The sequence below is a fragment of the Phascolarctobacterium faecium genome (assembly GCF_003945365.1).
Taxonomy (GTDB): Bacteria; Bacillota; Negativicutes; order Acidaminococcales; family Acidaminococcaceae; genus Phascolarctobacterium; species Phascolarctobacterium faecium.
On record NZ_AP019004.1, the window covers coordinates 2,095,958 to 2,122,500 of the forward strand.

23 protein-coding genes and 2 rRNA genes (1 of these 25 cut by a window edge) are annotated in these 26,543 nt (G+C 43.3%); 4 read left to right on the forward strand and 21 right to left on the reverse strand.

The annotated features are described in order from the left end of the window. Window positions 1-2 precede the first annotated feature (2 nt). The 11 genes from murC to PFJ30894_RS10185 all read right to left on the reverse strand — a co-directional run bounded on the left by murC (window position 3) and on the right by PFJ30894_RS10185 (window position 10,814). A complete protein-coding gene (gene murC / locus PFJ30894_RS10135) occupies window positions 3-1,382 on the reverse strand; it encodes a UDP-N-acetylmuramate--L-alanine ligase (protein WP_021717431.1) in 1,380 nt (459 codons plus the stop codon). Between the two features lie 16 nt (window positions 1,383-1,398). Further along, on the reverse strand, window positions 1,399-2,502 hold the full coding sequence (gene murG, locus PFJ30894_RS10140; protein WP_021717432.1) for an undecaprenyldiphospho-muramoylpentapeptide beta-N-acetylglucosaminyltransferase: 1,104 nt from the start codon (window positions 2,500-2,502) through the stop codon (window positions 1,399-1,401). Between the two features lie 18 nt (window positions 2,503-2,520). Continuing rightward, window positions 2,521-3,867 (reverse strand): UDP-N-acetylmuramoyl-L-alanine--D-glutamate ligase, encoded by a 1,347-nt coding sequence (murD, locus tag PFJ30894_RS10145; RefSeq protein WP_113078086.1) that lies wholly within the window; start codon window positions 3,865-3,867, stop codon window positions 2,521-2,523. Then, complete coding sequence (gene mraY / locus PFJ30894_RS10150) at window positions 3,867-4,847, reverse strand: phospho-N-acetylmuramoyl-pentapeptide-transferase (RefSeq protein WP_125669749.1); 981 nt, start codon at window positions 4,845-4,847, stop codon at window positions 3,867-3,869. The genes murD and mraY overlap by 1 nt, the downstream gene beginning before the upstream one ends. A 26-nt stretch (window positions 4,848-4,873) precedes the next feature. Continuing rightward, complete coding sequence (locus tag PFJ30894_RS10155) at window positions 4,874-6,259, reverse strand: UDP-N-acetylmuramoyl-tripeptide--D-alanyl-D-alanine ligase (protein ID WP_125669750.1); 1,386 nt, start codon at window positions 6,257-6,259, stop codon at window positions 4,874-4,876. 4 nt (window positions 6,260-6,263) lie between these two features. Further along, window positions 6,264-7,745, reverse strand: coding sequence for a UDP-N-acetylmuramoyl-L-alanyl-D-glutamate--2,6-diaminopimelate ligase (locus tag PFJ30894_RS10160; RefSeq protein WP_021717436.1), 1,482 nt, complete (start codon window positions 7,743-7,745; stop codon window positions 6,264-6,266). A 100-nt stretch (window positions 7,746-7,845) separates the two neighbouring features. Next, complete coding sequence (locus PFJ30894_RS10165; protein ID WP_021717437.1) at window positions 7,846-8,241, reverse strand: FtsB/FtsL family cell division protein; 396 nt, start codon at window positions 8,239-8,241, stop codon at window positions 7,846-7,848. A 15-nt stretch (window positions 8,242-8,256) separates the two neighbouring features. Beyond that, the gene (gene rsmH, locus PFJ30894_RS10170) at window positions 8,257-9,186 is read right to left on the reverse strand and encodes a 16S rRNA (cytosine(1402)-N(4))-methyltransferase RsmH (protein ID WP_021717438.1); all 930 of its coding nucleotides are present in this window, start codon (window positions 9,184-9,186) and stop codon (window positions 8,257-8,259) included. Between the two features lie 18 nt (window positions 9,187-9,204). Further along, complete coding sequence (mraZ, locus tag PFJ30894_RS10175; RefSeq protein WP_021717439.1) at window positions 9,205-9,642, reverse strand: division/cell wall cluster transcriptional repressor MraZ; 438 nt, start codon at window positions 9,640-9,642, stop codon at window positions 9,205-9,207. Window positions 9,643-9,793: 151 nt separating this feature from the next. Continuing rightward, complete coding sequence (gene rbr, locus PFJ30894_RS10180; RefSeq protein ID WP_021717440.1) at window positions 9,794-10,348, reverse strand: rubrerythrin; 555 nt, start codon at window positions 10,346-10,348, stop codon at window positions 9,794-9,796. Window positions 10,349-10,409: 61 nt separating this feature from the next. Beyond that, a complete protein-coding gene (locus PFJ30894_RS10185) occupies window positions 10,410-10,814 on the reverse strand; it encodes a Fur family transcriptional regulator (RefSeq protein WP_021717441.1) in 405 nt (134 codons plus the stop codon). A gap of 308 nt (window positions 10,815-11,122) precedes the next feature. Between PFJ30894_RS10185 and PFJ30894_RS10190 the strand changes: the two genes are divergently transcribed. Then, window positions 11,123-11,362, forward strand: a complete 240-nt coding sequence (locus PFJ30894_RS10190) for a FeoA family protein (protein WP_125669751.1) — start codon at window positions 11,123-11,125, stop codon at window positions 11,360-11,362. Then, window positions 11,359-13,374: a ferrous iron transport protein B gene (gene feoB, locus PFJ30894_RS10195; RefSeq protein ID WP_125669752.1), complete on the forward strand. Its 2,016-nt coding sequence runs from the start codon at window positions 11,359-11,361 to the stop codon at window positions 13,372-13,374. The genes PFJ30894_RS10190 and feoB overlap by 4 nt, the downstream gene beginning before the upstream one ends. 312 nt (window positions 13,375-13,686) lie before the next feature. Here the strand turns inward: feoB and PFJ30894_RS10200 are convergent, their stop codons facing one another. From PFJ30894_RS10200 to PFJ30894_RS10225, 6 genes are all read right to left on the reverse strand, one after another. Continuing rightward, window positions 13,687-16,941 carry an autotransporter outer membrane beta-barrel domain-containing protein gene (locus PFJ30894_RS10200; protein WP_125669753.1) on the reverse strand — a complete coding sequence of 1,085 codons (3,255 nt, stop codon included), beginning with the start codon at window positions 16,939-16,941 and terminating at the stop codon, window positions 13,687-13,689. Between the two features lie 379 nt (window positions 16,942-17,320). After that, complete coding sequence (locus PFJ30894_RS10205) at window positions 17,321-18,403, reverse strand: copper amine oxidase (protein ID WP_125669754.1); 1,083 nt, start codon at window positions 18,401-18,403, stop codon at window positions 17,321-17,323. A 24-nt stretch (window positions 18,404-18,427) separates the two neighbouring features. After that, a complete protein-coding gene (gene fsa / locus PFJ30894_RS10210) occupies window positions 18,428-19,069 on the reverse strand; it encodes a fructose-6-phosphate aldolase (protein ID WP_125669755.1) in 642 nt (213 codons plus the stop codon). Between the two features lie 34 nt (window positions 19,070-19,103). Then, complete coding sequence (locus PFJ30894_RS10215; RefSeq protein WP_021717448.1) at window positions 19,104-19,694, reverse strand: DUF3221 domain-containing protein; 591 nt, start codon at window positions 19,692-19,694, stop codon at window positions 19,104-19,106. 134 nt (window positions 19,695-19,828) lie between these two features. Further along, window positions 19,829-21,130, reverse strand: coding sequence for an amidohydrolase (locus PFJ30894_RS10220; protein WP_021717449.1), 1,302 nt, complete (start codon window positions 21,128-21,130; stop codon window positions 19,829-19,831). Window positions 21,131-21,156: 26 nt separating this feature from the next. After that, on the reverse strand, window positions 21,157-21,354 hold the full coding sequence (locus PFJ30894_RS10225) for a hypothetical protein (protein ID WP_021717450.1): 198 nt from the start codon (window positions 21,352-21,354) through the stop codon (window positions 21,157-21,159). 161 nt (window positions 21,355-21,515) lie between these two features. Between PFJ30894_RS10225 and PFJ30894_RS10230 the strand changes: the two genes are divergently transcribed. Beyond that, window positions 21,516-21,836, forward strand: coding sequence for a hypothetical protein (locus PFJ30894_RS10230; RefSeq protein WP_021717451.1), 321 nt, complete (start codon window positions 21,516-21,518; stop codon window positions 21,834-21,836). 43 nt (window positions 21,837-21,879) lie between these two features. Here PFJ30894_RS10230 and PFJ30894_RS10235 read toward each other — a convergent pair whose 3' ends face one another. Continuing rightward, the gene (locus PFJ30894_RS10235) at window positions 21,880-22,593 is read right to left on the reverse strand and encodes an SIMPL domain-containing protein (protein ID WP_125669756.1); all 714 of its coding nucleotides are present in this window, start codon (window positions 22,591-22,593) and stop codon (window positions 21,880-21,882) included. Window positions 22,594-22,775: 182 nt separating this feature from the next. Between PFJ30894_RS10235 and uraA the strand changes: the two genes are divergently transcribed. Then, on the forward strand, window positions 22,776-24,026 hold the full coding sequence (gene uraA, locus PFJ30894_RS10240) for a uracil permease (protein ID WP_021717453.1): 1,251 nt from the start codon (window positions 22,776-22,778) through the stop codon (window positions 24,024-24,026). A gap of 60 nt (window positions 24,027-24,086) precedes the next feature. Here the strand turns inward: uraA and PFJ30894_RS10245 are convergent, their stop codons facing one another. The 3 genes from PFJ30894_RS10245 to PFJ30894_RS10255 form a co-directional block, all read right to left on the reverse strand. Then, on the reverse strand, window positions 24,087-25,577 hold the full coding sequence (locus PFJ30894_RS10245; RefSeq protein WP_113078075.1) for a 4Fe-4S dicluster domain-containing protein: 1,491 nt from the start codon (window positions 25,575-25,577) through the stop codon (window positions 24,087-24,089). A 153-nt stretch (window positions 25,578-25,730) separates the two neighbouring features. Beyond that, window positions 25,731-25,847 (reverse strand): 5S ribosomal RNA (rrf, locus tag PFJ30894_RS10250). 295 nt (window positions 25,848-26,142) lie between these two features. Further along, window positions 26,143-26,543 (reverse strand): 23S ribosomal RNA (locus tag PFJ30894_RS10255); it runs 2,509 nt beyond the window's last position.

The following is a 26,543-nucleotide window of genomic DNA, read 5'->3' on the forward strand; positions in this document are numbered from 1 at the left end:
CATTATCTACCTCTCTCAAGCTCGGTAACAAGCTCTTCACCGACCTTAAAAATATCGCCGGCGCCAACAGTCATAATCAAATCTCCCGGCTCGGCAATTTTAAACAAGTACTCCTCTAACTTCGGCAAAGTAGGAATAAACGTAACCTGCTGCTGTGTCGCCTCAGTCACAGCTTCTGCCAGTGAAGCCCCACTTACACCATCAATTGGGAATTCACCTGCAGAATAAATATCAGTCAATATCAGCTGATCGCAATCAGCAAAGCATCGGCTGAATTCATCAAACAATAATTTTGTGCGGGTATAACGGTGCGGCTGAAAAGCACAAATCAACCTTTTAGGCTGGGTCTGCCTGGCCGCTTTTAACGTAACACCGATTTCCGTCGGATGATGCGCATAATCGTCAACAACCCAGATCCCATCAATGCGGCCTTTTGTTTCAAAACGTCTTCTAGCACCGCTGAATTTCTTCAATGCAGGTAAAATCTGCTGCATCGGTATCCCCATTGCCTGTGCCGTCGCTATTGCTCCCAAAGAATTAAGCACATTATGCTGTCCTGGTACGATCAGCTCAACGGTGCTGACAAAAACTCCTTCTACATATAAATCATAGCAGGTACCATTGACACTGTATCGGATGTTTCTCGCCTGATAACGAGCGTCTTCATGCTCCAGGCCATAGCTGATAACAGGAGTTGTCGTTTCTGATGCCAGCTTGCGCAGTTTTGGACTGTCCATACATAAAATTGCTGCGCCGCCGTCTTTGACATTAGACAAAAACTCTGTAAAAGCCAGATAAATATTTTCTTCGCTGCCATAATGGTCCATATGATCGTTTTCAATATTTGTAACAATGGCATACTTAGGATAAAACTTTAAAAAAGAACCGTCGCTTTCATCAGCCTCAGCTACCACATATGGTCCTGCCCCATTACGGGCGTTACCGCCCAAGCTGCCAACCTCACCGCCAATAATAATGGTCGGATCGATATCCGATGCAGCAGCAATACAGGAAATCATTGCACTGGTAGTAGTTTTGCCGTGAGCACCTGCCACAGCCACCCCATCAGCATGATTAAGAATCTCTGCCAGCACATCTGATCTGTGCAGAATAGGTAAATTACGTTTTTTCGCTTCCATCAGTTCGGGGTTATTTTGATGGATAGCACTGGATATAACTACGGCGTCGACATCGTCGACCTGACATTCGGCATGACCCATGTAAACCAAAGCGCCCTCTTGAGCAAGCTTAGCTCCCATATGACCGGCATTAAGATCAGAACCTGATACCTGATAACCGCGTTTGAGCAAAACATGCGCAATAGCACTCATTCCGGCTCCTCCAATACCGATAAAATGAATGTTTTGCAGACCTTTAAGCACTAAAAGCCCTCCTCCGTCATTTTCTTACTAAGTTCAACGCCTGCTGCGCGATTTCTGCCGCCGCCTCAGGTCTTCCCAAACTTTTTGCAGCTTTTTTCATAGCCTGCAGTTGGTTATCGTTGATCAGTAATTTTTCTATCTCTTCCAACAATTTTTCGCCTGTCAGTTCTTTATCCAAAATAACCTTAGCTGCTCCGGCCGCCTCTACGGCCTTAGCGTTAAATTCCTGGTGATTGGCTGTAGCGTAAGGATATGGTACAAGCACAGCAGGAACACCCTTTGCTGTCAACTCTGCCAAACCGATAGCTCCGGCCCGAAATACAGCCAGATCGGCAGCTGCCAAAGCAACCGGCATATTATGCAGATATGGCCTGATCATAATGTTATCGTCCAATGATCCGGCCTTCCTCATTTCAGCCATATAATATTCATAATTAACTTCACCGGTAGCATGCAGCACCTGCACATCTGAGCGTCCCGACAGCTCGCGCTCTACATACTGCATGGCATTATTGATGCTGCGGGCCCCTCGGCTTCCACCTGATACAAGAATAGTTTTTTTGTTTGCATCAAGCCCAAGCTCAGCAACAGCATCCTTACGTTTTTTCTGCATGATCTCACTGCGAATAGGATTCCCTGTAAAAATCTTTTTTGACGAACCGCCAAAATATTTTTCGGCCTCACTATAACCTAAAAAAACCTTTCTCACATAACGTGCCAGAATTTTATTAGTTACACCAGGCATTGCGTTCTGTTCCTGAATACATGTGGGAATACCTTTTAAAGAAGCTAAAAACACGATTGGACCACAAACATAACCGCCAGTACCAATAACTAAATCCGGCTTCAACTTATCAAGCAGGCTGTAGGCATCTTTAAGCCCATGCAGCAGTTTTATGCCTGAACGCAATGTGTCTAAACTTAAACTGCGTTTAAAACCTGCAACATCAATAAATTCCAAATTATAACCGTAACGTGGAATAATATCTTTTTCCAAACCTTGCCTTGTCCCGACAAAGGTAATTTCCACATCAGGACGGATAGCCTTGATTTGATCGGCAATAGTCAGCGCCGGATAAATATGCCCGCCGGTACCGCCGCCAGAAAGTATAACTTTCACAGTTTTTCCTCCTAGCCTTTACTTTGGCAATGCCGCAACCAAATTTTTAAAATAACGGCCGCGTGCAGGGAAATTTTCAAACATATCATACGAAGAACAGGCAGGTGACAGTAATACTACCTGTGGCGCAGCAGCCAGCTTATACGCCAGCTCAACAGCCTCATCCATTGTCTCTACTTTTCTGATATCGCCTACGCCTGCTGCTGCGGCGGCTTCATAAAAACGTTCTTTCGCTTCACCCAATAAAATCAGCACATCTGCCTTGGCCTGCACTAATTTCATCATCGGTTCCAAAGATGTCATTTTATCATGTCCGCCTGCCAGCAAAATTATATGCCCGTCAAAAGCTTCCAAAGCTTTTATTGTCGAATCAGGATTAGTTGCTTTCGAATCATTATAATATGGTACACCGTTAACTGTCATCACATACTCCAAACGGTGCTCAACACCTGTGAAATCCAGCAAAACCCTGCGCATATTTTCAATAGTGACCCCGGCAAAAAAACATGCCGCAATAGCCGCCAGTACATTTTCTTCATTATGACCGCCAAATACACGCAAGTCTTTTTTATGACAAACAGTATAAAGCTGTCTGTCCCAGGCAATAGTAAAATTACCTCCGTTTAAATATACGCCACGATTAAGCTGCTCCCTGCGGCTGAACCAGCAAACCCTTGAAGGGGCCAATTCGCCCCAGCCGCGTATAATAGGATCATCATAATTTAAAATCACGATATCATTCTCACGCTGTTTTTTAAATATATTACACTTCGCCGCACCATAAGCTTCCATCGTATGGTGGCGATCTAAATGATCGGGAGTCAGATTCAAAATTACTGCTACATCTGGGCGAAACTCACGCACACCTTCCAGCTGAAAACTAGACAGTTCCGCTGCAAGCCAGGCGTCAGCTCCTAAATTCTCAACTTCCTTAGACAATGCCTGTCCAATATTACCGCCAACGGCCGTTGGCACAGGCAAAGTTTTCAGCATTTCTCCTACTAAAGTAGTAGTTGTTGTTTTTCCATTCGTACCCGTAATTCCTATAATATGCCCATGATAACTGCGGTATGCCGCTTCTACTTCACTTATGACCTCTATTCCCATCTGCACGGCCATATCAGTCAAAGGATTAGCCAAAGGAATACCAGGCGATAAAACTATCTGTTCTACTTCCTGCAGCAAAGTTTCCCCATTGCCGCAGTACAGGCCACCACCTTGCTTTTTCAGCAGTTCCAGCAAAGCATTATCTATCTTTGTTTCCTTATCGCTATATAGAAGCACCCTGCAGCCTTGTTTCGCCAAAGCGTCAGCAGCTCCGCAGCCACTGATGCCAGTACCGTATACTAAAACCGTCTTTGTCATTAGCAGCCGCCTCCGTTCCCCAAACACCATAACCCGATACCGATTAAACCAAGCAGCAAACTACTGCCCGCAAAAACTTGCACAATCTTTGTTTCTTTCCACCCGCCCAATTCAAAATGATGATGAATAGGCGTCATACGAAAAATACGCTTACCGCCTGTTTTCTTAAAATAACCGACCTGAATAATAACCGAAGCTGCTTCCATAACATAAATCCCGCCAAGAATAATCAGCAACAGCTCTGTCCGTGTCAACAGGGCCAACGCAGCAATTCCTCCGCCCAGTGCCAAAGAACCTGTATCGCCCATAAAAACTTTAGCCGGATAACGATTGAACAGTAAAAAGCCCAAACAAGCACCCGTCAATGTCAAAGCAAAAATACTGAGGTCCATACTGCCTGACTGATAAGCAATATAAGCATAAGCCAACGTTACCGGTACTGTTACGGATGCAGCCAGGCCATCTAACCCATCAGTAAGATTGACAGCATTCGTAGTACCTACCAGAAGCAAAAACGCCAGTACGTAATATAGGCTTCCCAAGGGAACTGACAATGAGGTTCCTGGAATATTCAACCCCAAATTTACATGCGGCTGCAATTCAAGATAATAAACATAGGCACCAGCCAGCAAGAATTGTAAAAACAGTTTCTGTTTAGCTGTAAGCCCAAGATTACGTTTCATTACCACTTTAATATAATCGTCAACAAAACCAATCAGCGCATGCCCAAAAGTCAGAAGCAATGCAATCAAAACTGCCGGCGTCAGCTTGCACCATACCAGCACTGCAACCAGAACTGCAGTCAGTATCATCAACCCGCCCATTGTCGGTGTGCCACTCTTTTTTTGATGTGCCTGCGGCCCGCAGTCACGAATGCTCTGACCAAATTTCAATTTATGAAGCAGCGGTATCAGCACAGGTCCACTGGCTGCGCAGATCACAAAAGATGTCGCCAATGCTCCCCAAAGGCTGTAATCCATTTTCTATCAATCTCCAAACCTTATAGCTATAGCTGTTTATTTTTTAAAACTAACTCCAAAAGAGAATCCACCTGCATCGAATGCGAACCTTTTAAAAGCACTATGTCATGCGACTGCAGAAGGCTATCCAAAAGCTTGGCCGCTTCATCTCGGCCAGCACACCAATATGCTTTGCCTCCCAAAGCTTCAACTGCCGCGGCAATAGCTTTTGCTTCATCACCATAAGCGATTACCATATCCGTCTTTTCGCGAACAGCAAACTGACCAACTCTGCGATGAGAATCGAAAGAAATATCACCCAGCTCCAGCATATCAGCCAACACTGCAATCGTGCGGGCGCCGTGGGCAGCTTTCTTTGCTTCATGTAAAGTTTTTAACGCTGCTTCCATTGAAGCAGGGCTGGCATTATAGGCATCATTGATTACCGTCATAGTACCTATATGCACTATTTCCTGACGGCTGCCTGTCAGTTTTGCTGTCATTAAAGCTTTAGCACTATTATTTAATTTTACACCAAAAGCAGCACCCACTGCAATCGCTGCCAAAGCATTTTGTACATTGTGTTCACCAATAAATGGCATATTCACTTCCGTACGTTCTCCTGATCTGCTGTCAATGCAGGTAAATACACTCCCATGAGCAGTTGTTACCACATTATCACCGCGGAAAGTAGCTTTACCTGAATACCCATAAGTAACAACCTGTGCCTTAGTTTTATCCGCCATTGCTGCAACATATTCATTATCAGCATTCAGCACCGCCAATTGTTCCTGTGTCAGATCTTCAACTAGCTCACTTTTTGCTCTGGCAATATTTTCCATACTTCCCAGAAGCTCCATATGTGTTTCACCAACATTAGTCACAACCGCTACATCAGGTTTTGCAATATCGCATAATTCCCTAATCTGACCCAAGCCGCGCATTCCCATTTCGACAACAGCAATCTCTGTATCAGCCTTAACGCTCAGCAATGTTTTTGGCAAACCAATTTCATTATTAAAATTTTCCTGAGTTTTGATCACCTTAAACTTAGTCGACAAGCAGGCAGCAATCATATCCTTAGTAGAAGTTTTACCATTAGAACCAGTAACAGCAACCACCTTTAAATTTTTATTACTCATTCTGTATGCATGCGCTATCTGCTGATAAGCAAGCAGCGTATCCTCAACAGTAATAATTACAGTTTCAGAGGGCAGTTCAGGCACAGGCTTTGACACCAGCACTGCCGCCGCTCCATGTTCCAACGCCATTTTACAATAAACATGACCGTCAAAACGCTCACCACACAAAGCTACGAACAATTCACCACTGCTTTCAATCCGCGAATCAGTCGTAATCCCTGTGAAAACAAGCTCCTGCATATTTTCACAATGTCCACCTGTTGCCGTTATTATTTCCTGCAAGCTCAACATACAATCACCTTTTCTTCCAGTATTCCTGCACTACTTCACGATCATCAAAGTGAATAGTTTTATCTGCCAGAATTTGATAGTTTTCATGGCCTTTACCGGCGATCATAATTACATCATTCGCAGCAGCCTCAGACAAGGCATGATAAATAGCGTCTCTGCGCTCTGCAATCAATTCCACACTCTTCCCTTCCGGAACATCCTTCAGCGCCTCTGCAATCTCGTCAATGATAACTGCCGGATCCTCAGTACGCGGATTATCAGAAGTAACTACGACCCTATCTGCCAGCTCCAAAGCGATCCTTCCCATAATAGGCCTTTTTTTATTGTCACGGTCACCACCGCAGCCAAATACTACCCACAGTTTGCCTTCCGTAATACTACGAGCAGTTTTCAGCACATTTTCCAAACCATCAGGAGTATGAGCATAATCAACAATAACAGTATACGGCTGTCCTGCTTCCACTAACTGGAAACGTCCAGGAACACCGTCGAAACCATTTAAAACATCAACAATAGTTTTTTTATCAATTTGTTCTGCCAACGCAATAGCCACAGCCGCCATAACATTGTAAACATTAAATTCACCCGTAATTTTTAAAAGCAGATCCATCTCGCCCACCGGCGTATGCAGCTGTAACCGCATTTGTTTAGCCTCAACTTTAAAAAACAACGGATAAATATCATTATTACGTCCTTCGCCATAAGTCAGTATTCTTGTTTTTGTGCGGTCGCATAAAATCGGCGAACTTGCATCATCCATATTAAAAACTGCTGTTTTATTCTCTTTTTTACCTTCATGCAAATGTTCAAACAACAGCCCTTTCGCATCGCGATAGTTTTCCAGTGTTTTATGAAAATCCAAATGATCCTGCGTTATGTTGGTTAAAGCAGCAGTGTCATATTCACAGCCGGCAACACGATTAAGTGCCAGTGCATGCGACGAAACCTCCATGACCACATACTCGCATCCGGCTTCTTTCATTCTGTATAAAGCACGCTGCAGATCTACTACGTCTGGAGTAGTATTATGAGCTACAATAGCCTCGTCCTCGATCATTATATTGATAGTTCCTATAAGCCCAACCTTAAATCCGGCCTTACGTAAAATAGCACGCACAATATTGGTAGTAGTGGTTTTACCATTCGTTCCCGTTACCCCTATCATCCGCATAGTTTTACCTGGATAATCATAGAAAAAGGGAGCGATAACTTCCATTCCCAATCGGGTATCAGCCACCTTTAAAAGCGTCAATCCATCAGGACATACCTCTGGAACATCCTCAACCAAAGCTGCACCGGCACCAGACGCAGCAGCCTGCTCCAAGTATTTATGCCCATCCACATGTGCCCCTTTCAGACATATAAACAAACTGCCTTCTCTCACTTCGCGCGAATCAGCAGTTATATCCTTAATGATTTTATCGCAGTCACCAACAACCTGTACTTCAGGCAGTACAGCAACGATTTCTTCTAACAGCTTTTGCATATAGCATACCTCCAAAAGTGAAAGGGCAGCCTATATACAGGCTGCCTTCTAAAATCTTCATATATTATAGCATATTTTTAATAAGAAGGCTATGAAACGATTATTTTGCATAAGCATAGCCGTCATAAGCAACTTTACGGCTATCAGCCTTCACATAGATATTATTACGGGCAACTGTCATACCCAATTGTTTTTCAGCTATACTGGTGACTCTTTCCGGCCCCTTCAGCTGCTCAACTTCAATTTTTATTTCCGAATTTTTTAAAAGCAACGTAGCTTCCTGCTGCTTCAATGCAACAAGCTCATCACCTGTACGGACCAGGCTTTCGCTGCGTGCGACCGCAGCAAAATAAGCCACCATCACGAGCAGTACTAACACGGCAGCACGGCGACGCACAAGTTTATAGTCAACTTTTTTGACTTTGCGAACCCGCTCTACAGGTCTCTCATATTCAATTTCTTCCCATGCGTAGTTATCATACTTACGTGCTAACATGTTCCACCCTCCAAATCAGCGTTTGATCGCATAACGTAACCGTGCGCTGCGCGAACGCGGATTCGCCTCTATTTCCGCATCGCTGGGAACTATATTCCCCACTTTTTTTACAAGCGGCTTTCTGCCGCAAACACAAACTGGAAGCTGCGGCGGACATATGCACCCTTTCGCCAGCTGTGCCAGTGTTTGTTTCACTATCCTATCTTCTAAAGAATGAAATGTAATCACTCCTATACGCCCGCCGCTTTTCAAACGTTCGACCGCCTGCGTTACAACATTTTCCAAAATATTCAATTCATCATTCACTTCAATACGGATTGCCTGAAACGTACGTTTTGCAGGATGCGGACCATCCTGCCGCGCTCCCTTGGGAATTGCCTTTTTGATCACATTCACAAGTTCAAAGGTAGTTTTAATAGGCTTTTCAGACCGTTCCTTAACGATAAACTGAGCTATTCTTTTACTCCAGCGTTCTTCACCATAACGGTAAATAATATCCGCCAGTTCTTCTTCTTTGTAACGGTTAACTATATAATAAGCATCTTTTTTACTTTCTTTATCCATCCTCATATCCAAAGGACCATCATGCATATACGAAAATCCACGCTCCGGTGTGTCCAGTTGATAAGAAGATACACCAAGATCAAAAAAAATTCCGTCAATCTTATCAATATCCAAGCCATCTAAAACATCGTCGAAATTCTTAAAATTTGACTTAGCGATTTTTATTTTACAAGGCAGTCCCTGCAATCTAACACTTGCAGCTGCAATCGCGTCATCGTCCTGATCAATAGCGACCAGCGTGCCCCGCGAACTGAGCTGCATGGCAAACCCTTTGGAATGTCCCGCACCACCCATGGTGCAGTCCACATAAATTCCATCTTTGTCAGTTATAAGCCAGTTGATGCTCTCTTCCAGCAATACGCTTTTATGTACAAATTCCATTATCATGGCCGCCTGTCCTTAGATTCCTAAATCAAGATCTGCCAACTGTTCCGCTAATTCGCCCACATCTTCGGCATTTTCTTCGTTATATGCGTTCCAGCGTTCTGCGTCCCAGATCTCAGCCCTGTTGCCAACGCCGACAATAACGGCATTTTTATCCAGTCCTGCAAACTCGCGCAGATTAACAGGTAAAAGTACCCGTCCCTGTTTATCGCACTCACCTTCGGCAGCACCGCCAAAAAAGAAACGGTTAAAATCACGGGCACCCTTACGGGTCATCGGTAAAGAATTGAGCTTTGCTTCTAAAAGCCGCCATTGCTCAAGATCATAAACAAATAAGCAGCCGTCCAGCCCTTTTGTTAAAACAAACTTTGTTCCCAAAGCCTCGCGGAGCTTTACAGGCATAAAAAGGCGTCCCTTTGCATCAAGGTTATGTTGAAACTCGCCCATTAACATTTTGAGACGCTCCTTCCTCCACTTTGCTCCACTTTTCACCATTATAACCTCATTTTTGTGAAATTACAACATTTTTTTACTAATATATAAGAAATTATATAAAAAAAACTTCCGCAAGCATTAGCTTGCGGAAGTTTAAATCTTTTTAGTATCAGTAATTGGTGCTTCTCAGTTCAAAATAGCCCTGCGGATGGTCGCAGACCGGGCATTTTTCCGGAGCTTTTTCAGCAACAACAATTCTGCCACAGTTGCTGCAGATCCAAACCTGTTTTTCTTCACGTTTGAATACTCTGTCATTTTCGATATTGGCGAGCAGTGCCAGATATCTTTCTTCATGCTCTTTCTCGATTTTGGCAACTTCTTCAAAAAGGAAAGCGATTTTATCAAAGCCTTCTTCTCTTGCTTCCTTTGCAAAACCTGCATACATGTCGGTCCATTCATAATGTTCACCGGCTGCAGCGTCTTTCAGGTTAGCCATAGTATCGGGCAGGCTGGCATGCGGAATACCGCCGCTCATTAAAATTTTGAACCAGATCTTAGCATGCTCTTTCTCGTTACCTGCAGTTTCTTCAAAAATAGAAGCGATCTGATTATAGCCTTCTTTTTTAGCGATACCAGCATAATAAGTGTATTTATTTCTCGCTTCAGACTCACCTGCGAAAGCGGTATGCAAATTAGCTTCTGTTTTACTTCCTTTAAATTCCATTGGAAACTCCTCCTTTAAAACAATAATTTTTTTATATACAACCCGTTGCGGGCGTACGTTCTTAGTTCTTCTCCTTGGCTTCCAGCTTTTGACATTCAGGACAGACGCCGTTAAACACGATGTCATGGTCTTCCATTTTAAAACCGGTGACTTCGCCTACTTTTTCGTCCAGCCCTTCTATATAGTCCATATCCTCAACATTCATAAACATACCGCAATGAGTACATTTTATGTGATAATGCCTGGTCAGGATATGGTCAAAACGATCAGCGCCGCTTGGTACGGAAACCTTGCCCAACAGGCCGCTTTCTACCAGCGAATTAAGATTTCTGTACACAGTGCCTTTGCTTATATCAGGATATTCCATAGTAATACGGTCATACACTTCTTCGGCAGTGGGGTGATCTGCTAAAAATCTTACGGCAGCTATAACTAACTGCCTTTGGATAGTATTTCTCTTAGTCATATATACCTCTCCTATCGAAACTTATTCTTAATTAGAATTATACACCCAATTAAATCATTGTCAAGCATTTTCACTGTTTTTTCACCTGCACAAACAGCATTTTTACCAGTCCGGACAGTAACTGTTTTTGCAAATTGCGAAATCAATATCGATAAGTTTTTTTTATAAAATAGTACTTAAACAAATCAGATAATTCATAAAGGAATCAGCTTCATTGACAACCGGGAAGCAGGCGACGTATAATTTAGGCAGCAGTTAACCGCTCCAACACAAGCAGCTTCAATAATAAAACATCTATCGAGGTCCATATGCAAACACTAACATTAGACAAACTTGCCATTGGTCAAAAAGCAACTATCACTACTGTCGGCGGTGAAGGAATCCTGCACCGCCGTTTTTTAGATATGGGACTGACCCCCAAAACCAAAGTCATGGTACGTAAAAAAGCCCCCTTAGGCGACCCGATCGAAATTTTTCTGCGTGGCTATGAGCTCACTCTAAGGCTGGATGACGCCAATAAGATCACCGTTGCACCGGAGGAACCATGAGCCTGACCTTCGCCCTCGTCGGCAACCAAAACTGCGGCAAAAGCACACTTTTCAACTATCTGACCGGCAGCAATCAGCACGTCGGCAACTTTCCCGGCGTCACGGTCCAGAAAAAAGAAGGCCGCCTGCTGAACAATAAAGATGTCACCGTCATTGATCTGCCGGGCATTTATTCGCTGTCGCCCTATACCTCGGAAGAAATCGTGACCCGTGACCTGCTTTTACGCAGCAAACCTGATATCATCATCAACGTTATCGACGCTACCAATATTGAACGCAGTCTCTATCTTTCCCTGCAGCTCATCGAACTCAACACCCCGATGATCATGGCCCTGAATATGATGGATGAACTTACGGCCAGCGGCGGTTCTATCGATATCAAAAAAATAGAAGACCGCCTTACCGTACCGGTCGTCCCAATCACAGCCAATTCAGGTGCCGGCGTTGACGAACTGCTTTCACGCGCCCTGAAAACCGCTCATGATAAAAAAATGCCTGAACGACTCGACTTTTGTTCAGGCGTCACTCATATGGCGATTCATTCTATCGCCCACCTGATCGAAGCCAAAGTCCGCAGCAAAGGACTGCCGCTGCGATTTTCGGCAACAAAACTCATTGAAGGCGATGAACCACTGGTAAAAGAGCTTGAACTGACAGCCAACGAGCTGGATATTATTGACCATGTCACCAAAGACTTGGAAATAGCTTTAGATACAGATAAAGAAGCGGCGCTGGCCGATATGCGTTACACTTATATTGAAGAATTATGTTCCTACGCCGTACATAAACCACAAGAAACAATTGCTCAGATGAGGTCAGTCAAAATCGACCATTATCTGACCCATAAATATTTTGCAATACCTATTTTCCTGCTGACTATCTTCACCATTTTTTGGCTCACCTTCGATGTTATCGGCGCCGCATTAAGCGACTGGCTCGAAATCGGCATCAGTTCCGTTACTGAAGCCGCCGATCTGGGTCTTACTGCAATCGGCCTCAGTGCTCCTATCCATTCCCTCATTATTGACGGTATTTTTACAGGTGTAGGGAGCGTCCTTTCCTTCCTGCCAACTATTGTTACACTTTTTTTCTTTCTATCCATGCTTGAAGACAGTGGTTATATGGCCCGGATTGCCTTTGTTATGGACAAACTGCTGAGAAAAATTGGCCTATCCGGTTCTTCATTCGTTCCTATGCTGATAGGATTCGGCTGCAGCGTCCCGGCCATTATGGCCACACGTACCCTTGCCAGCGAACGTGACCGCAAAATGACTATGATTCTCACACCATTTATGTCCTGCAGTGCTAAACTGCCGATCTACGGTGTTTTTATATCAGCCTTTTTTGCCGATAACAAAGCCGCGGTTATGATGTTCCTGTATTTATTGGGAATCTTCATTGCAATCGCTTCAGGACTGCTTTTAAAAACCTTTGTTTATAACGGTCAGCCAGTTCCTTTTGTTATGGAGCTGCCCGCCTATCGTCTGCCAACAGCCCGCAATATCATGCTGCATATGTGGAGCAAGGCCAAAGACTTCTTATACAAAGCCTTTACTGTTATCTTCGTTGCCAGCATCGTCATCTGGCTGCTGCAAAGCTTTGACACCAGATTCTATATGGTAGACAATCCCGAAAACAGTATGCTGGCCGGTATAGGCAGTTTTATTGCACCATTCTTCGCTCCGCTTGGATTCGGCGACTGGCGTGCTGCAACGGCACTTGTTACCGGTCTAACAGCCAAAGAAGTTGTCATCAGTACTCTATCTGTCCTGATGGGAGGAGACGGCGATATACCCGGTACAGCGCTGCAAAGTATCTTTACACCGCTGACTGCTCTAAGCTTCCTAACTTTTTCTCTGCTTTATCCCCCCTGCATAGCAGCTCTCGCCGCAATCAGACGCGAAATGAATTCTACGGTGGAGACATTTTATATCATGTCCTACCAGATAATCACCTCCTGGATCGTCGCTTTCATTGTCTATAATCTTGGTAAAATACTTGGATTTAAATAAAAAACATCCGGCTTCTTAAAAGGAGCTGGATCTTTTTTATTATCTAACACTTACTCTGTTTAAAACAACTATAGCTGCAATAATATTTGTGCTTACGTCCTGCATAAACGGCATATTCCTAATAAATACAACTAAAGGAACCGTTTCATTACTGAATTTTTCTCTGAAAACTTCCGCATCCTTTCTCAGTTACGTTTTTATAAACAAAGCCAGGGCCGTTATTAAATAACAGCCCTGGCTCGGGGAATATTTCCAAACAGAACAGAGGGCTGCAATGTTCTGCCGAAAAGCAGATATTATTTTAACAAATTGTTAGAAAGTCCAGCGTGCACCAACATTCCAGCTCCAATCTTTTTTGAAATCGCCGCCGGCACTGCGTTCAAAGTCCAGATAAACATGATTATTCGTGCCTGTCTGGATAGCCGCTCCAATGCCATACTCAAACCATGTATCTTTAAAACTGCGGTCTATCTTTATCCGGCTGCCGCTGCTATCAGTCATCGCAGCGTGGTAACCGCCGCCGAATTCATGCAGCAGATTGGCTTTTAAATAAATATTCGTTTTCTCACCGATATCCTTGCCCAAGTTAAAACCTATGCGCCCTAAAGCACTGCGAATTCCGCCCTGGCGTACTGCTATGCCATTACTGGTAGTATAGTTATCACCGCCTAAATAACCAATGGTCAGCTGCCCCTGTGGTTCTATATACCAACCTTTATCATCAATCATTTTCTTACGGCCATATTCACTGCTCAACGAAATACCGACATTGTGCATATCACCGCGTATTTTTTTACCGTTTTCATCAAACATTTTAAAATTGGTATCAATATGGTGGAACCTTAATACTACATCCAGATAATGTCCTTTATTACCCATTTCAGTAACATAAAAATTCATAGCCCGACTGTGATTATCACCACTGCCGCGGGAGTAACTGGCACCACCATCAGCATAGCTAATAGATACACCGCCGTACCGCGTATAATTTGGCTTTTCCTTCATTACTTCATCGTAGCCTAATTCATAATGAGTATATTTATTTTTGAAGCCAAAATTACCGCTGCGCCCTATTTTTGCGCCCTTGACCCTGAGCCAAACGCCTTTTTCATCCACGCCATTATGACGTAAGTCTCCCAACCTTTTCATCAACTGATCATGATCAAGCCATGTATAATAAGCTAAGGCTCCGGCTGATACCGCACCATCTACACCCGGTGTCGGCTTTTCTTCAGGATCAACGGTCGTCACAGCTTTTAAATACCAGTCAGTAGTATAATTAGAGTCATACGTATTATCTTTTTTATCCAGCTCGTAACGCTGATAGTACAGTGTACCTTCTCCATCAACTGCAGTAAATATCCCGTTATTGTTTTTTACGCTTGCCAGTACCGTATTTTCAGCCTCTATACCTGTATAAAGACCGGTGATTTCATTTAAGGCGATCGCATGCGTACCATCAAAAGTATCGGTCACATAAATACGATCGCTGTTATTGACATTGGTCGTTCCATCAATATCCAAAACAAAATAACCGCCATTACCACTGAGATTTTCAGTAGTGAGACTGCTGAACGCACCTCCGTCTTTCGTCATATCCACTACTGATTTATTGTTAGTAAAATTTGTCAGTGAAGACGATCCTGTCATACGCCACATGCTGTCGGTCATATCAAGGTCTATAATGCCGGAATTTTCTGTTTCCGACTTACCTGCGAACAGCGAATTCGCCGCCATAGACAGTTCTATACTGCCGCTGTTATCAGCAAGCATATTACCAAGAACAGTAAATCTGCTGTCAGCGGTAATCCCTTCTATTTTCCCACCGTTATCAGCATAAACAGCATAACTGTCCGGATCTGCTGCACTGATATCAGCTCCGCCGTTAAATTTGATACTGCCGTCGGCAGAGTCGGCATAGGCAGCATGAGAACCTGTTCCCTGTGCACTGAGCCGTAATCCGTCTCCTGTTTCAATAACACCACGGGAGGCATAAATACCATGTGAGCCACTGCCTTTAGTAGTTACGCTAATATCATCACCTAAAGAAATCTCCGCATCCAGCATATCGGTATAAACACCATGTGACTGATTCCCTTGAGTATAAACGGTAGAATCACTACCAACCTTCACTTGGGCTGCTTTTTCTTCACTGCCTTTAGATGATGCGGCAGCATATACTTCGATGCCGTGTGCCTTATCACCAGATGTTGTAAGGTAGTTGCGTCCATTCAATGTTGTCGTACTTGCACCATCCACTTTAACTGCCGACGCCGCGGCACCAGCAGTAAAAATATTAACATGCGATTCAGCATTTACAACAGCTTTATTATTATAAATACCATGGGCATTATCTTTAGCTGTAGTAATAACAGCCAGTGCCTCTGTGCCGTCACTGTAATGATTAAGATTAACCTGTCCGCTAAGCGCATGAATTGCCGTTGCGTCCTGCCCTGTAGTATCTATAAACAGGTTACCGTGGAAATTTGTAGTGCCGGCTTTATTATAAACGCCATGCGCTCCTATATCACTACCGCTTCCTCGTCCCCATTTTCCGCTGTCACCGGCAGTAGTTATTTTAGTACTACCAAAAAATTCTGTAGTACCGCCTGCCAGTTCAGTTACTACTGCAGCGCTGCCAGCTCCGGTTGTATTGATCTGAGTGTTACCGGTAAGCTTAACATGTGCGCCGGTAGTTGGAGTAACGCCATAGGGGGTAGCGCCGTTCCAAATGCCGAATGCTGGCACATAACGATCTATATATGCCACATCACCGCTTAAATTGATAACCGTATTACCATTGAATTCAACCGTACCATTGATAGCACGTAATCCAGAACCACCGGCACCGACCATATTTATATTTGTATCGCCGTTGATAACAGTGCTGCCATGATCGTGACGAATAGCATAGGCTTCTGTCGCAGAAGCCGAATCCGAGAAATTTGTATTACCATTAATAGTTATCTGAGAATTTGTAGCTGAAGCTCCTGTCCAAATGCCGTAGCCGCGATTATAGCCATTGTTTTCAAAATTGATATTATCCGCATTTATAACAACGTTCTGATTATTGTTGGCAACATAGATCCCAGCTACTTCATCATATTTAGTACTTTGCCCGCCAGCAGCATCCAAAGCCATGGTAACGTTATAACCTGCTTTGTCTATTAGGAGGCTGGCACCATCGTTATGCAGTCTGACTGCATTGGTATGTGCATAAGAATTATCATTATAAGTGCGAATTTCTACATGTCCGTCACCGTCAATAATAATAGCTTCATCGGTACGTATACTTAAAGCACTGCCATGGGCACCAGTCTGATTATCGGCATCATTGATAACTTTAACTGTACCTGTGATACGGCTGCCGCCAGTAATATTGACATATTCTGTATTCGTTTCCAGACCTGACGGCATATCCCCATTGATGACTTTTTCACTGGCAACAGCCGCTACTGCAGTACTAGCAATGCCTATACTGCAAAAGAAACCGGCAGCCAGCAATGAATACATTACTTTTTTCTGCAATAAATCTTGTTTTTTGTTGTTAAACTGTGTTTTTTTCATAACCCTCTCACCTTTCTTGAAATAAAAGTTGCAACATATAAAAAAATTTCCCCAAATTTTTTGCTGCCATTGTAAATTTTTCAGTTATTTACTGTAACAAACTTTGTTTTTTATTCTTGATATTTTAAATTATTCTCTTTTTTGTAATTTATTAACCTTTATATTTAATATTATGTTTATAAGTTATTTTTGATATAATATCACATTCGTCCCCCCCCGCAAGACATTTTTACTTTTGCTGTATATTTTAGTTTGAGAAGTCTTGCAAAAACTACTTTTACTAAAAAAAGCTGCCGATTTCACCGGCAGCTTGGATAAACGATATCATTTAAAATATAAAAAAGCGCAATGTTATAAACATTGCGCTTTTAGCTTATTCTCAATCATGTAGGTATGGTGCTTCATAATCCGAAGGTAACCAGAAAAGCCTGATCGGCAAATTTGATGCACCAGGCGGTGACCAAGTGAAGCGACCTTCACTATTTGGTTCAAGCCTGGCTATGCAAAATCCTTCTTCTCCTAAACGGCCAAAGGCTGGGCTCTCTGGAATATTAATGATTTTCCTTTGGCCACCATGCTCTAAAACCCCTACGCCAGCGAACATCCCGCCCCAGGGATTGAGCCAAAGTTCATAGGGCTTATCGCCTTTTAATTTATAATCAATATTATAAATTACCCCGTAATTACCATAATTTTCAGCAGGCAGGCCGGTAGTTGCATCAGTACCGCGCAGATATTCACCGGTCTGGCTGTCTGCCAAAAGCAGAGCATAACTGGCGCCGGCTTCAGTATCAATAGAATGCTGAAGTTTATAGTTTAGATCAGCTTTGACAAAAGTACCACGCAGCGGATGCTCATCCATCGGCAGCTGTTTGGCCAAAGCAGAAAAAAGTTCAATATCTGTTTTCGGATCGCACATCAACACTGTTACTTCAACCGGTCGGTCACTAAAAAAGTCGATAGTACCAGTCAACAATTGATCGGTGGGCAACAACATTCCTTCGCCACTTAAAAGCTCCAGCGTTTTACCAAAGCCAAGCGTACTGTTTTTTGATTTTTGTTCCTCGAAATAATATTCCTGAGATTTTTTGCCAACCGCCTGGTAGTCATGACTGGGACCGTCTATACCACTGCGTGTCACTGCAAAATTTACAGGTCGCAGCCCGTTATTTTTAACAATGATCGCAAGCTTTTTCAATTTACTTGTACCATTGACATGATGAAAAAACAACCGACCTTCACCTTGCAGTGTGTCACGATATAAAATACCAGTCTCATAAACCATTTCCGGACTGTCAGAAAACAGTAACTTCGGGCCCTCAGCTTTCACCTTAGCCCGCAGTTCCTGATAATCAGGAACGCCCTGTTCAGGCCAGACAGCCTGAGTAAAACCTGTCACAGGAACACTTACAAGAAAGCCGCACATACATGCGGCTAAAAGATTTCCTAAAAATTTTTTCATAAGTATAAATTTCCCCAGCAGTTATCACAAACTGTTTTTATAGTCTTGCAAAAATTTTTCCAGGCCCTTGTCTGTCAGCGGATGCAGCAGCATTTGCTCCAGCACATTGGTAGGAATTGTTGCAATCTGCGCACCTGCCAGCATAACCTGATTTACATGGTCAAGATTGCGGATACTGGCCGCAATGATTTCTGTCTTCAAGCCATACTGCTTAAATATTTTCACCATATTGGCAACAAGCTGCACGCCGTCTTCACCAATATCATCTAATCGGCCAATAAAAGGACTGACATAAGAGGCTCCGGCATTGGCAGCCAGGATTGCCTGCGACAAGCTGAAAACCAGTGTGACATTAGTTTTGATACCTTCGGCACTAAGTATTCTTACTGCTTTTAAGCCTTCGGCAATACATGGTATCTTAACAACAATATTATCGGCTATCTGGGCAAGCTGACGCGCTTCACGCACCATACCAGCACATTCGGTGCTGATTACTTCAGCACTGACAGGACCCGTTACCAATTTGCAGATTTCAGGAATTACTTCAGCCTGTGTACGACCGCTCTTAGCAATCAAGCTGGGATTAGTAGTAACACCATAAACGATACCCAACTCCGCCATACCGACAATTTCGTCGACATCAGCGGTATCCATAAAAATTTTCATCAATGAACCCTCTTTCCCATTGAAACTGTACTATTTAAGGTAATACAATTACCTTGGTAGCATTGGTCTGACCTGGCAGGCTCATGGTCATGATACTGTACCATGCCATGATACGGTCACCTTCTTTGATATTCTGATAATCTTCATAAACATCTTTGCTGACCGTTACGATGATATCGCGGTTTGAATTAAGCAAACGCACAGATTCTCCGTTTTCACTTGGAGTAACTTTTTCAACATGCATATACTTACCTTGTTTTTCATTGTTTTTCCCAAAAACAATAGCAAATCCTTCCGCTTGAGGCGGATAGCTGCGGGTCATTTTACTGGAATAATAAGCTGTTACTTTACGGCCTTTTTTCAGGGCGCGATCACCTTTCAGATCTCCGTCTTTACCATCGATAAGCAATGTCTTATCAGTTACGATAACTGTGGCTACAGGATAATTGCCATCGCCTTTTACTGTCACTTTATCACCGTCAACAGCAATTATTTCACCGGTAGTGGCCATCACGTCACGTACCGGACTAGGATAAATTTTTTCCGGCTCTGTCGCACTGACGATCCCTAATCCCAGTGTAAATAAGCAAACTAAAGTTAAAATAAATGTGCGTTGTAATTTCATGATCACAACTCCTCTCATAGGTTCGTACTTTTTATATTATAGCAAACCTTTGTGACAAATGCGTGTTATTTTAATAACTTAATCACGATAAAAATCTTACCTATATTAAAAGAGCCCGCTATGCGAGTCCTTTCTTATTTGTTAGTATAGGCAATAGCAAGCTCCGTAAGCATGGCCACCGCTTTATAAAGGCACTTTTCATCAAAATCAAAGCAGCTGTTATGATGTCCGGCTGCAATTTCAGTACCATACATCAGGTAAGCTGCACGTCCGCCGTTCTGCTGTACTCTTTCCATAAAATAAGAACAATCTTCACTGCCACCTAAATCCATATAATCAACGACTTGACCATACTGTCCACAAGCTTCAGCAAGCGCCTTGATTTCGGCTCCCAATTCATGGTCAGCCACACAGGCTGGCGCACCTCCCGCTTCACTTACAGTTACGTCGACATTATACATATCGGCAGAAGCTTTGATCATACGACGGGCTTCAGTTACCATAAATTCGTTAATTTCTGTATTGGCACCGCGAGTTTCCATCTTTATAAGCCCGACATCAGGAAGAACATTACGTCCGGTTCCAGCCTGCAAGACACCTACATTAATCCTGGATGCCCCCTGCCCATGACGGGAAATAGAGTGCAGCGCAATACATGATGCAGCAGCTGCTAAAAGGGCATTCCGTCCTCTTTCAGGCGCTGCACCAGCATGGCTTGATTCACCTTTGAAACTGGCATCCAGCTTTGTAGTTGCCAGAAAACCTCCTGTCAGGCAGACCAGAGAATCAGATTTTGTGGCTTTGAAGCCGATATGCCCGCCGAACATATAATCGACATCATCGACAATACCTTTGGCTACCATAGCGCGAGCACCACGTACACCTTCTTCAGCAGGCTGAAAAATAAGTTTAATCGTACCTGCCATTTCTTCCTTATATTCCGATATCAGTTTGGCCAAACCCAATCCAATAGTAACATGGCCGTCATGTCCACAAGCATGCATTTCTTTTGCATGTAATGACTGAAAGCCGCTTTCTAAAGGCCGGTGATCAGCAGTATCACACTCTTCGACATCATTACAGTCCATGTCGAAACGAAAAGCTACTATTTTACCAGGTCGGGAAAATTTCATCACACCCACGACACCGGTTTTACCACCCCGCATCTTTTCAACTAAGTCTGCATCGGCACCTTCACTGACAGCACGTACCATAGCCTGTTCCAGCACTTCTGTTACGGGCAGCCCCATCATTTCCTCTTCAACCAAGGCGTCATCGCCCATATAAACTTCATACCCCAGAGCCTGTAGCTCCTTAATTACTATTGAAGCCGTTCTGAATTCCGTCCAGCCAGTTTCCGGATGACGGTGTAGATCACGACGGCGTTCGACTAATTCGGTCTGCAGCGCTTCTGCTTCCTGCCAGATTTTTTGCATACTTTCATGTCCCCTCTTTCAAAAATCTAAAAAAGTACCAGTTGATCGCTGTCAATAGGCATCAAAGCATCGGCCGGTGTTTGTTTTCTGTTTTTATCTGTTACCCATTTGCCGCAACTAGGGCAGCTCATACTAGCTGTCCGGACAGCCCAGGCCAGATGTTTGCCGCACTTAGGGCAAATAAATTCGACCTGCATTATTTCGCTTGCTTTGCGCTTTTCCATGGCTATTGCTTCGCACCTTTCATTTGTACTCTTTGGTTTATTATACTATACTGCGCCGAACTTTGCAGGCATTTTTATCAGTAACATACATAGACAAATACTGAAAAATGGGCTATTCTATAAATAAGATGATTGTAGAAATAAAAAAGCGAGGTAATATCATGGCTGGGTTAGCAAAAGAATTTGAACAGCTTGGTTGCTGGGAATCGGCAACAGAGGAAGAAAATATTGTTATTTATGGAATGGATTTCGAAGACGAAAAAGTTTTTATTGTCTTTACGGATGATATGGGAAAAACCCCTGTCGATGCAAAAGCTTCTCTTGTTGCCGCCTGCTATAGCGAAGATGATTGTTTTTACTGGGGCAAAGAACTGGAAAACTTCGCTGCCTGGCAACATATGTGCAACGAATACAAACCCGGCTCGTCTGCATTGCTGCATGCTTTGGAAGTCTATGAATTACCTAAAAATAAAACTAAATAAACAAAAGCCTGCTGCTTTAAGCGGCAGGCTTTTATTTATTTAGTTAGTTAAGTTTAAAAGTCACTTCAACACTGGCGTCAATTTTTAAAGTTCCCGGCATCAGTTGTGTAGGAGCTGCCACATCGGCCGCTAAAGAACGTTTATAATTCGTTCCAGCCGCAACCATGGTCTCACCGTTATAATCACTGATATCTGCACTAAGCATTTCACCAAGATTACGACCGCCGGCATTAGCTACGATAGCAGCCTTAGCACGGGCGTTATCAACAGCAGCCGCTAAAAGCTGACGCTGCACATTGCTTTCTTCACTTAAAGCAAAGCTTACCTGATTAACATTCGTCACGCCTTCCTGGACTGTTTTATCAATAATATCACCAAGTTTTTTCAAATCGTCAACCTTGATCCGTAAAGTAGTATTCAAAGCATAGCCTTTTTGCTTATTTTTACCGTTGACGTTTTCATAGTCAGGATACAAATTATAGCTTGAGCTTTGGATATTGTTTTCACTGATCGCCATCCCTAACAAAGCCCGACGTACTTTCTGACTTGCTTCTGCCGCCTGAGTGCGCACAGACTCAGCCGTATCGCCCTTAACACTGATTCCAAGTGTTAGATAAGCCATATCAGGTGCTACTTCCTGCTTAGCAATACCTCTGACAGATATCGTATTAGCTTCGGCTGCCATAGCGTCCCCCTGCATTGAGAATAAACTTACGGCAACAACTGCTGCAGCTGCCAGTGTTTTTATTTTTTTCATAGTAAAACCTCCTAATTCATTATGCCTTCATTATAGCATTGAATATGTGGCAAAACTATGTTTTTCAGTATTCTTCACCTAGATGTTACTTTTCCATCACAAAATCGTCACTGCTATTGCCAATTTACAAAAAAAATTTTACAATTATATAAGCATTTAAACTTAGAAAAGAGGTCATCATCATGGAACGCAAAGTCATCCAAGTAGAGGAACGCCCGCCGCTTCTGCTCAACATTCCACTCAGTATTCAACATCTGTTTGCAATGTTTGGCGCAACTGTCCTCGTCCCATTTCTCTTCAACGTAAATCCTACTACCTGCCTGTTTATGAACGGTATTGGTACATTACTCTATCTGTTTCTCACTAAGGGTAAAATACCTTCTTATCTTGGTTCCAGTTTCGCTTTTATTTCCCCTGTAATGGTTATTTTAAGTACTTCCAGTTATTCTGACGCTCAATCTGGTTTTATCGTTTTCGGTCTTATCTTTATTTTATTCTCACTTATCATCAAATATACTGGTACAGGCTGGATAGACATCATTTTCCCACCAGCCTGCATGGGTGCTATCATCGCTGTTATCGGACTGGAGCTTGCTCCTACCGCAGCAGGTATGGCAGGTCTTACCGGTGACGTAATAGATTTCAGAAATATTGCCGTTTCCATGTTTACCTTAGCCGTAACAATTATCGGTTCTGTTGCTTTTAAAGGCTTTATGGCTATTATTCCAATTTTATTTGGTGTTATCTGCGGTTACATCTTTTCATTCTTCATGGGCCTGGTAGACTTAGCTCCTGTAGCAGCAGCTCCATGGTTCCAAATGCCGCACTTTTATCAGCCAACCTTTAATCTCAATGCTATCCTGATTATTGCTCCGGCGGCCTTAGTAGTACTGGCCGAACATATCGGTCATTTAGTAGTTACAGGCAATGTAGTAGAACGTAATCTGATCAAAGATCCCGGTCTCGCACGCTCCCTTTTTGCTGATGGCTGTTCCAACGTTCTGTCCGGCTTCTTCGGTGCTACACCCAATACTACTTACGGTGAAAATATCGGCGTTATGGCTATAACCAAAGTTTATAGCGTGTGGGTCATCGGTGGTGCTGCAGTAATGGCAATTTGTCTTTCCTTTGTCGGTAAACTATCCGAACTTATTCGCAGCATCCCAGTACCAGTCATGGGCGGTGTCTGCATTCTGCTGTTCGGCGTTATTGCCGCATCCGGTATCAGGGTTCTTGTTGAAAGCAAGGTCGATTACAGTAAGTCTGCTAATCTCGTAATGTCCTCTGTAATTATGATAGTTGGTCTCAGCGGAGCCAAGCTTACCTTTGGAACGATCAGCGTTCAGGGTATGGTGCTTGCCACACTGGTTGCGATTTTAATGAGCTTGACTTTTAAATTACTTGATTCCTTAGGTTTAATGCGCAATGATTAATAAAAAAATCCTTACCTTTTTAGGTAAGGATTTTTTTATCGTTGCCTTCCACACATAGTATCAACGGACTTCCATATCTACTTTTTTTACAGCTTTAACAGCAGTGGTATCTCCATGCACTGTTTTATGCTGTGATTCTGAAGCATATTTTTTAATAAGCACACTGACCAATCCAGATTCTGCCAAAGCTCCAGGACCGTCTATACAGCCGTTAACGCAAGCCATACCTTCAAAATACTGACATGGTAATTTACCTGATGCCAGTTTTTTCATATCGTCTAAACAAGCCTCAAGTCCACTGGCATAATGAGCTTGGACCTGAGTTTCCTCTAACTCTTCCAAGGTATGGTTCAATGCACCCTGGACTCCTTTCAGCAATGGGAAACTAATCCCAAACCCAGAAGCTTGGTTTATATAGCTTTCTGAAGCAAGCGTTGCCGGATCTATTTCAGCACCCGCCATCATACAAGCAAGTTCTTCAAACGTCAGCACATAATCAATAGCATCACTAAACTTCCTTGCTTCACCTTTCTTAGCTATGCATGGACCGATAAAAACTGTAACAGCTTCAGGATATTCAGATTTTACATAGCGTCCGCAAGCAACCATTGGTGAAACAGTAGTAGATACTTTATCCGCCTCATTTGGCAAATGTTTTTGTATCAGTGCAACAAAAGCCGGACAGCAGGAATTAGTCATATATTTTTGGCGTGCCGGAACTTTTTCCATAAATTCTTTCGTTTCGTGTAAAGCCGTCATATCAGCTCCGACTGCAACTTCTTCAATCGCGGCGAATCCCATCTTTTTTAATGCTGCCACAATTTGCGGCGGAGTCACTTTAAAACCCATCTGACCAATAAACGAAGGTGCCAGTAAAGCATGTACTCGCTGCCCTGCTCTAATAGCCTGAATGATCTGCACAATATTACTGCGTTCATCAATGGCGCCAAACGGACAAGCACTGCGACAGGAACCGCACTCCACACATTTAGAAGTATCAATCTTTGCTTTTCTGTCTGCACCCGCATGGATAGCATTAAGAGCACAGGATCTCTCACACGGCCGACTGATCTCAATAATAGCTCCATAAGGACAAACTTTTTTACACATACCACATTCAATGCATTTTGTTTTATCTATATAGGCTCGATTTTGATGGATAGTGATAGCCTTCTTAGGACATTTATTCATGCATTTATGGGCTACACAGTGCCTGCAAGCGTCAGTGACCAAAAATTTATCAATTGGACATTGGTCACAAGCTTCCGGCAAGACATCAATAATAGGCAGCGCTTTATTAACAGGCTCTGTTAACGCAATTTTTGATGCCTCGACAATATTCAATCCAACCGTAAGCCCCAGTGCCATATTGATGCGATTTTTCAGTACAGCCCGTTCCTTATGCACACAGCAACGAACACGAGGACTGTCTTCTGTTACAACGCTATAAAGTATATCATAAATATGCTCTGGTAAAGTCCCTTGCCAGGTAAAGCGTGCTAAACCGGTTAATACTGCCCGGCGAAATTTCGTGACTTCAGTCAGTTCCATATGGTATACCTCCAGTGTAAAGTTTTATACATTATTATTGTAACGTTTTTTATCTTAAACAGCAAATAAAAGTACTTAGAAAATTACAATGGAGCCTATAGAAAACTTCTATACATAAAAAAATAACCATACCGTATGGTATGGTTATTTTTTAACCGGCAGCTTTCTATCCTCCCAGGCCGCTTCCAGCCAAGTACTTTCGACGTTTAAGGGCTTAACTGCTGTGTTCGGGATGAGAACAGGTGGATCCCCTTAGCTATCGCCACCGGATTGACGCTTGCGCCTATTGTTTAGGAGCAGCTTTTGCGACGCTAACAATAGTGCCGCAGGCTAACGCAAAATTCCTGACTGAACAGGGAAGAAATTTTACGATATCCTTGAAGGTTTTCTTTAAGCCTTCAAAACTATATAGAAGAGTACAAACTTTTGAGTTTGCTGTGTGTTTTTACTTCTTTTCGGCGATTCACTTTCATCGAAAACGCTCCCCTTAGGTCGCTTTTTCGATATAAGTTCCGCCACCTCTAATTCTGACTTCGCTTGCGCTCGTCACAATCAGGGCGTCACTTAAGTCAAGCCCTCGACATATTAGTATCGGTCCGCTCAATACATTGCTGTACTTACACTCCCGACCTATCAACCTCATCTTCTTTAAGGTGTCTTACTAGATTGCTCTATGAGAGATCTCATCTTAAGGCTGGTTTCACGCTTAGATGCTTTCAGCGTTTATCCTTTCCGAACGTAGCTACCCAACTGTACCCCTGGCGGGATAATTGGTACACCAGCGGTTCGTCCACTCCGGTCCTCTCGTACTAGGAGCAGCCCCCTTCAAATCTCTTGCGCCCGCGATGGATAGGGACCGAACTGTCTCACGACGTTCTGAACCCAGCTCACGTACCACTTTAATGGGCGAACAGCCCAACCCTTGGGACCGACTTCAGCCCCAGGATGTGATGAGCCGACATCGAG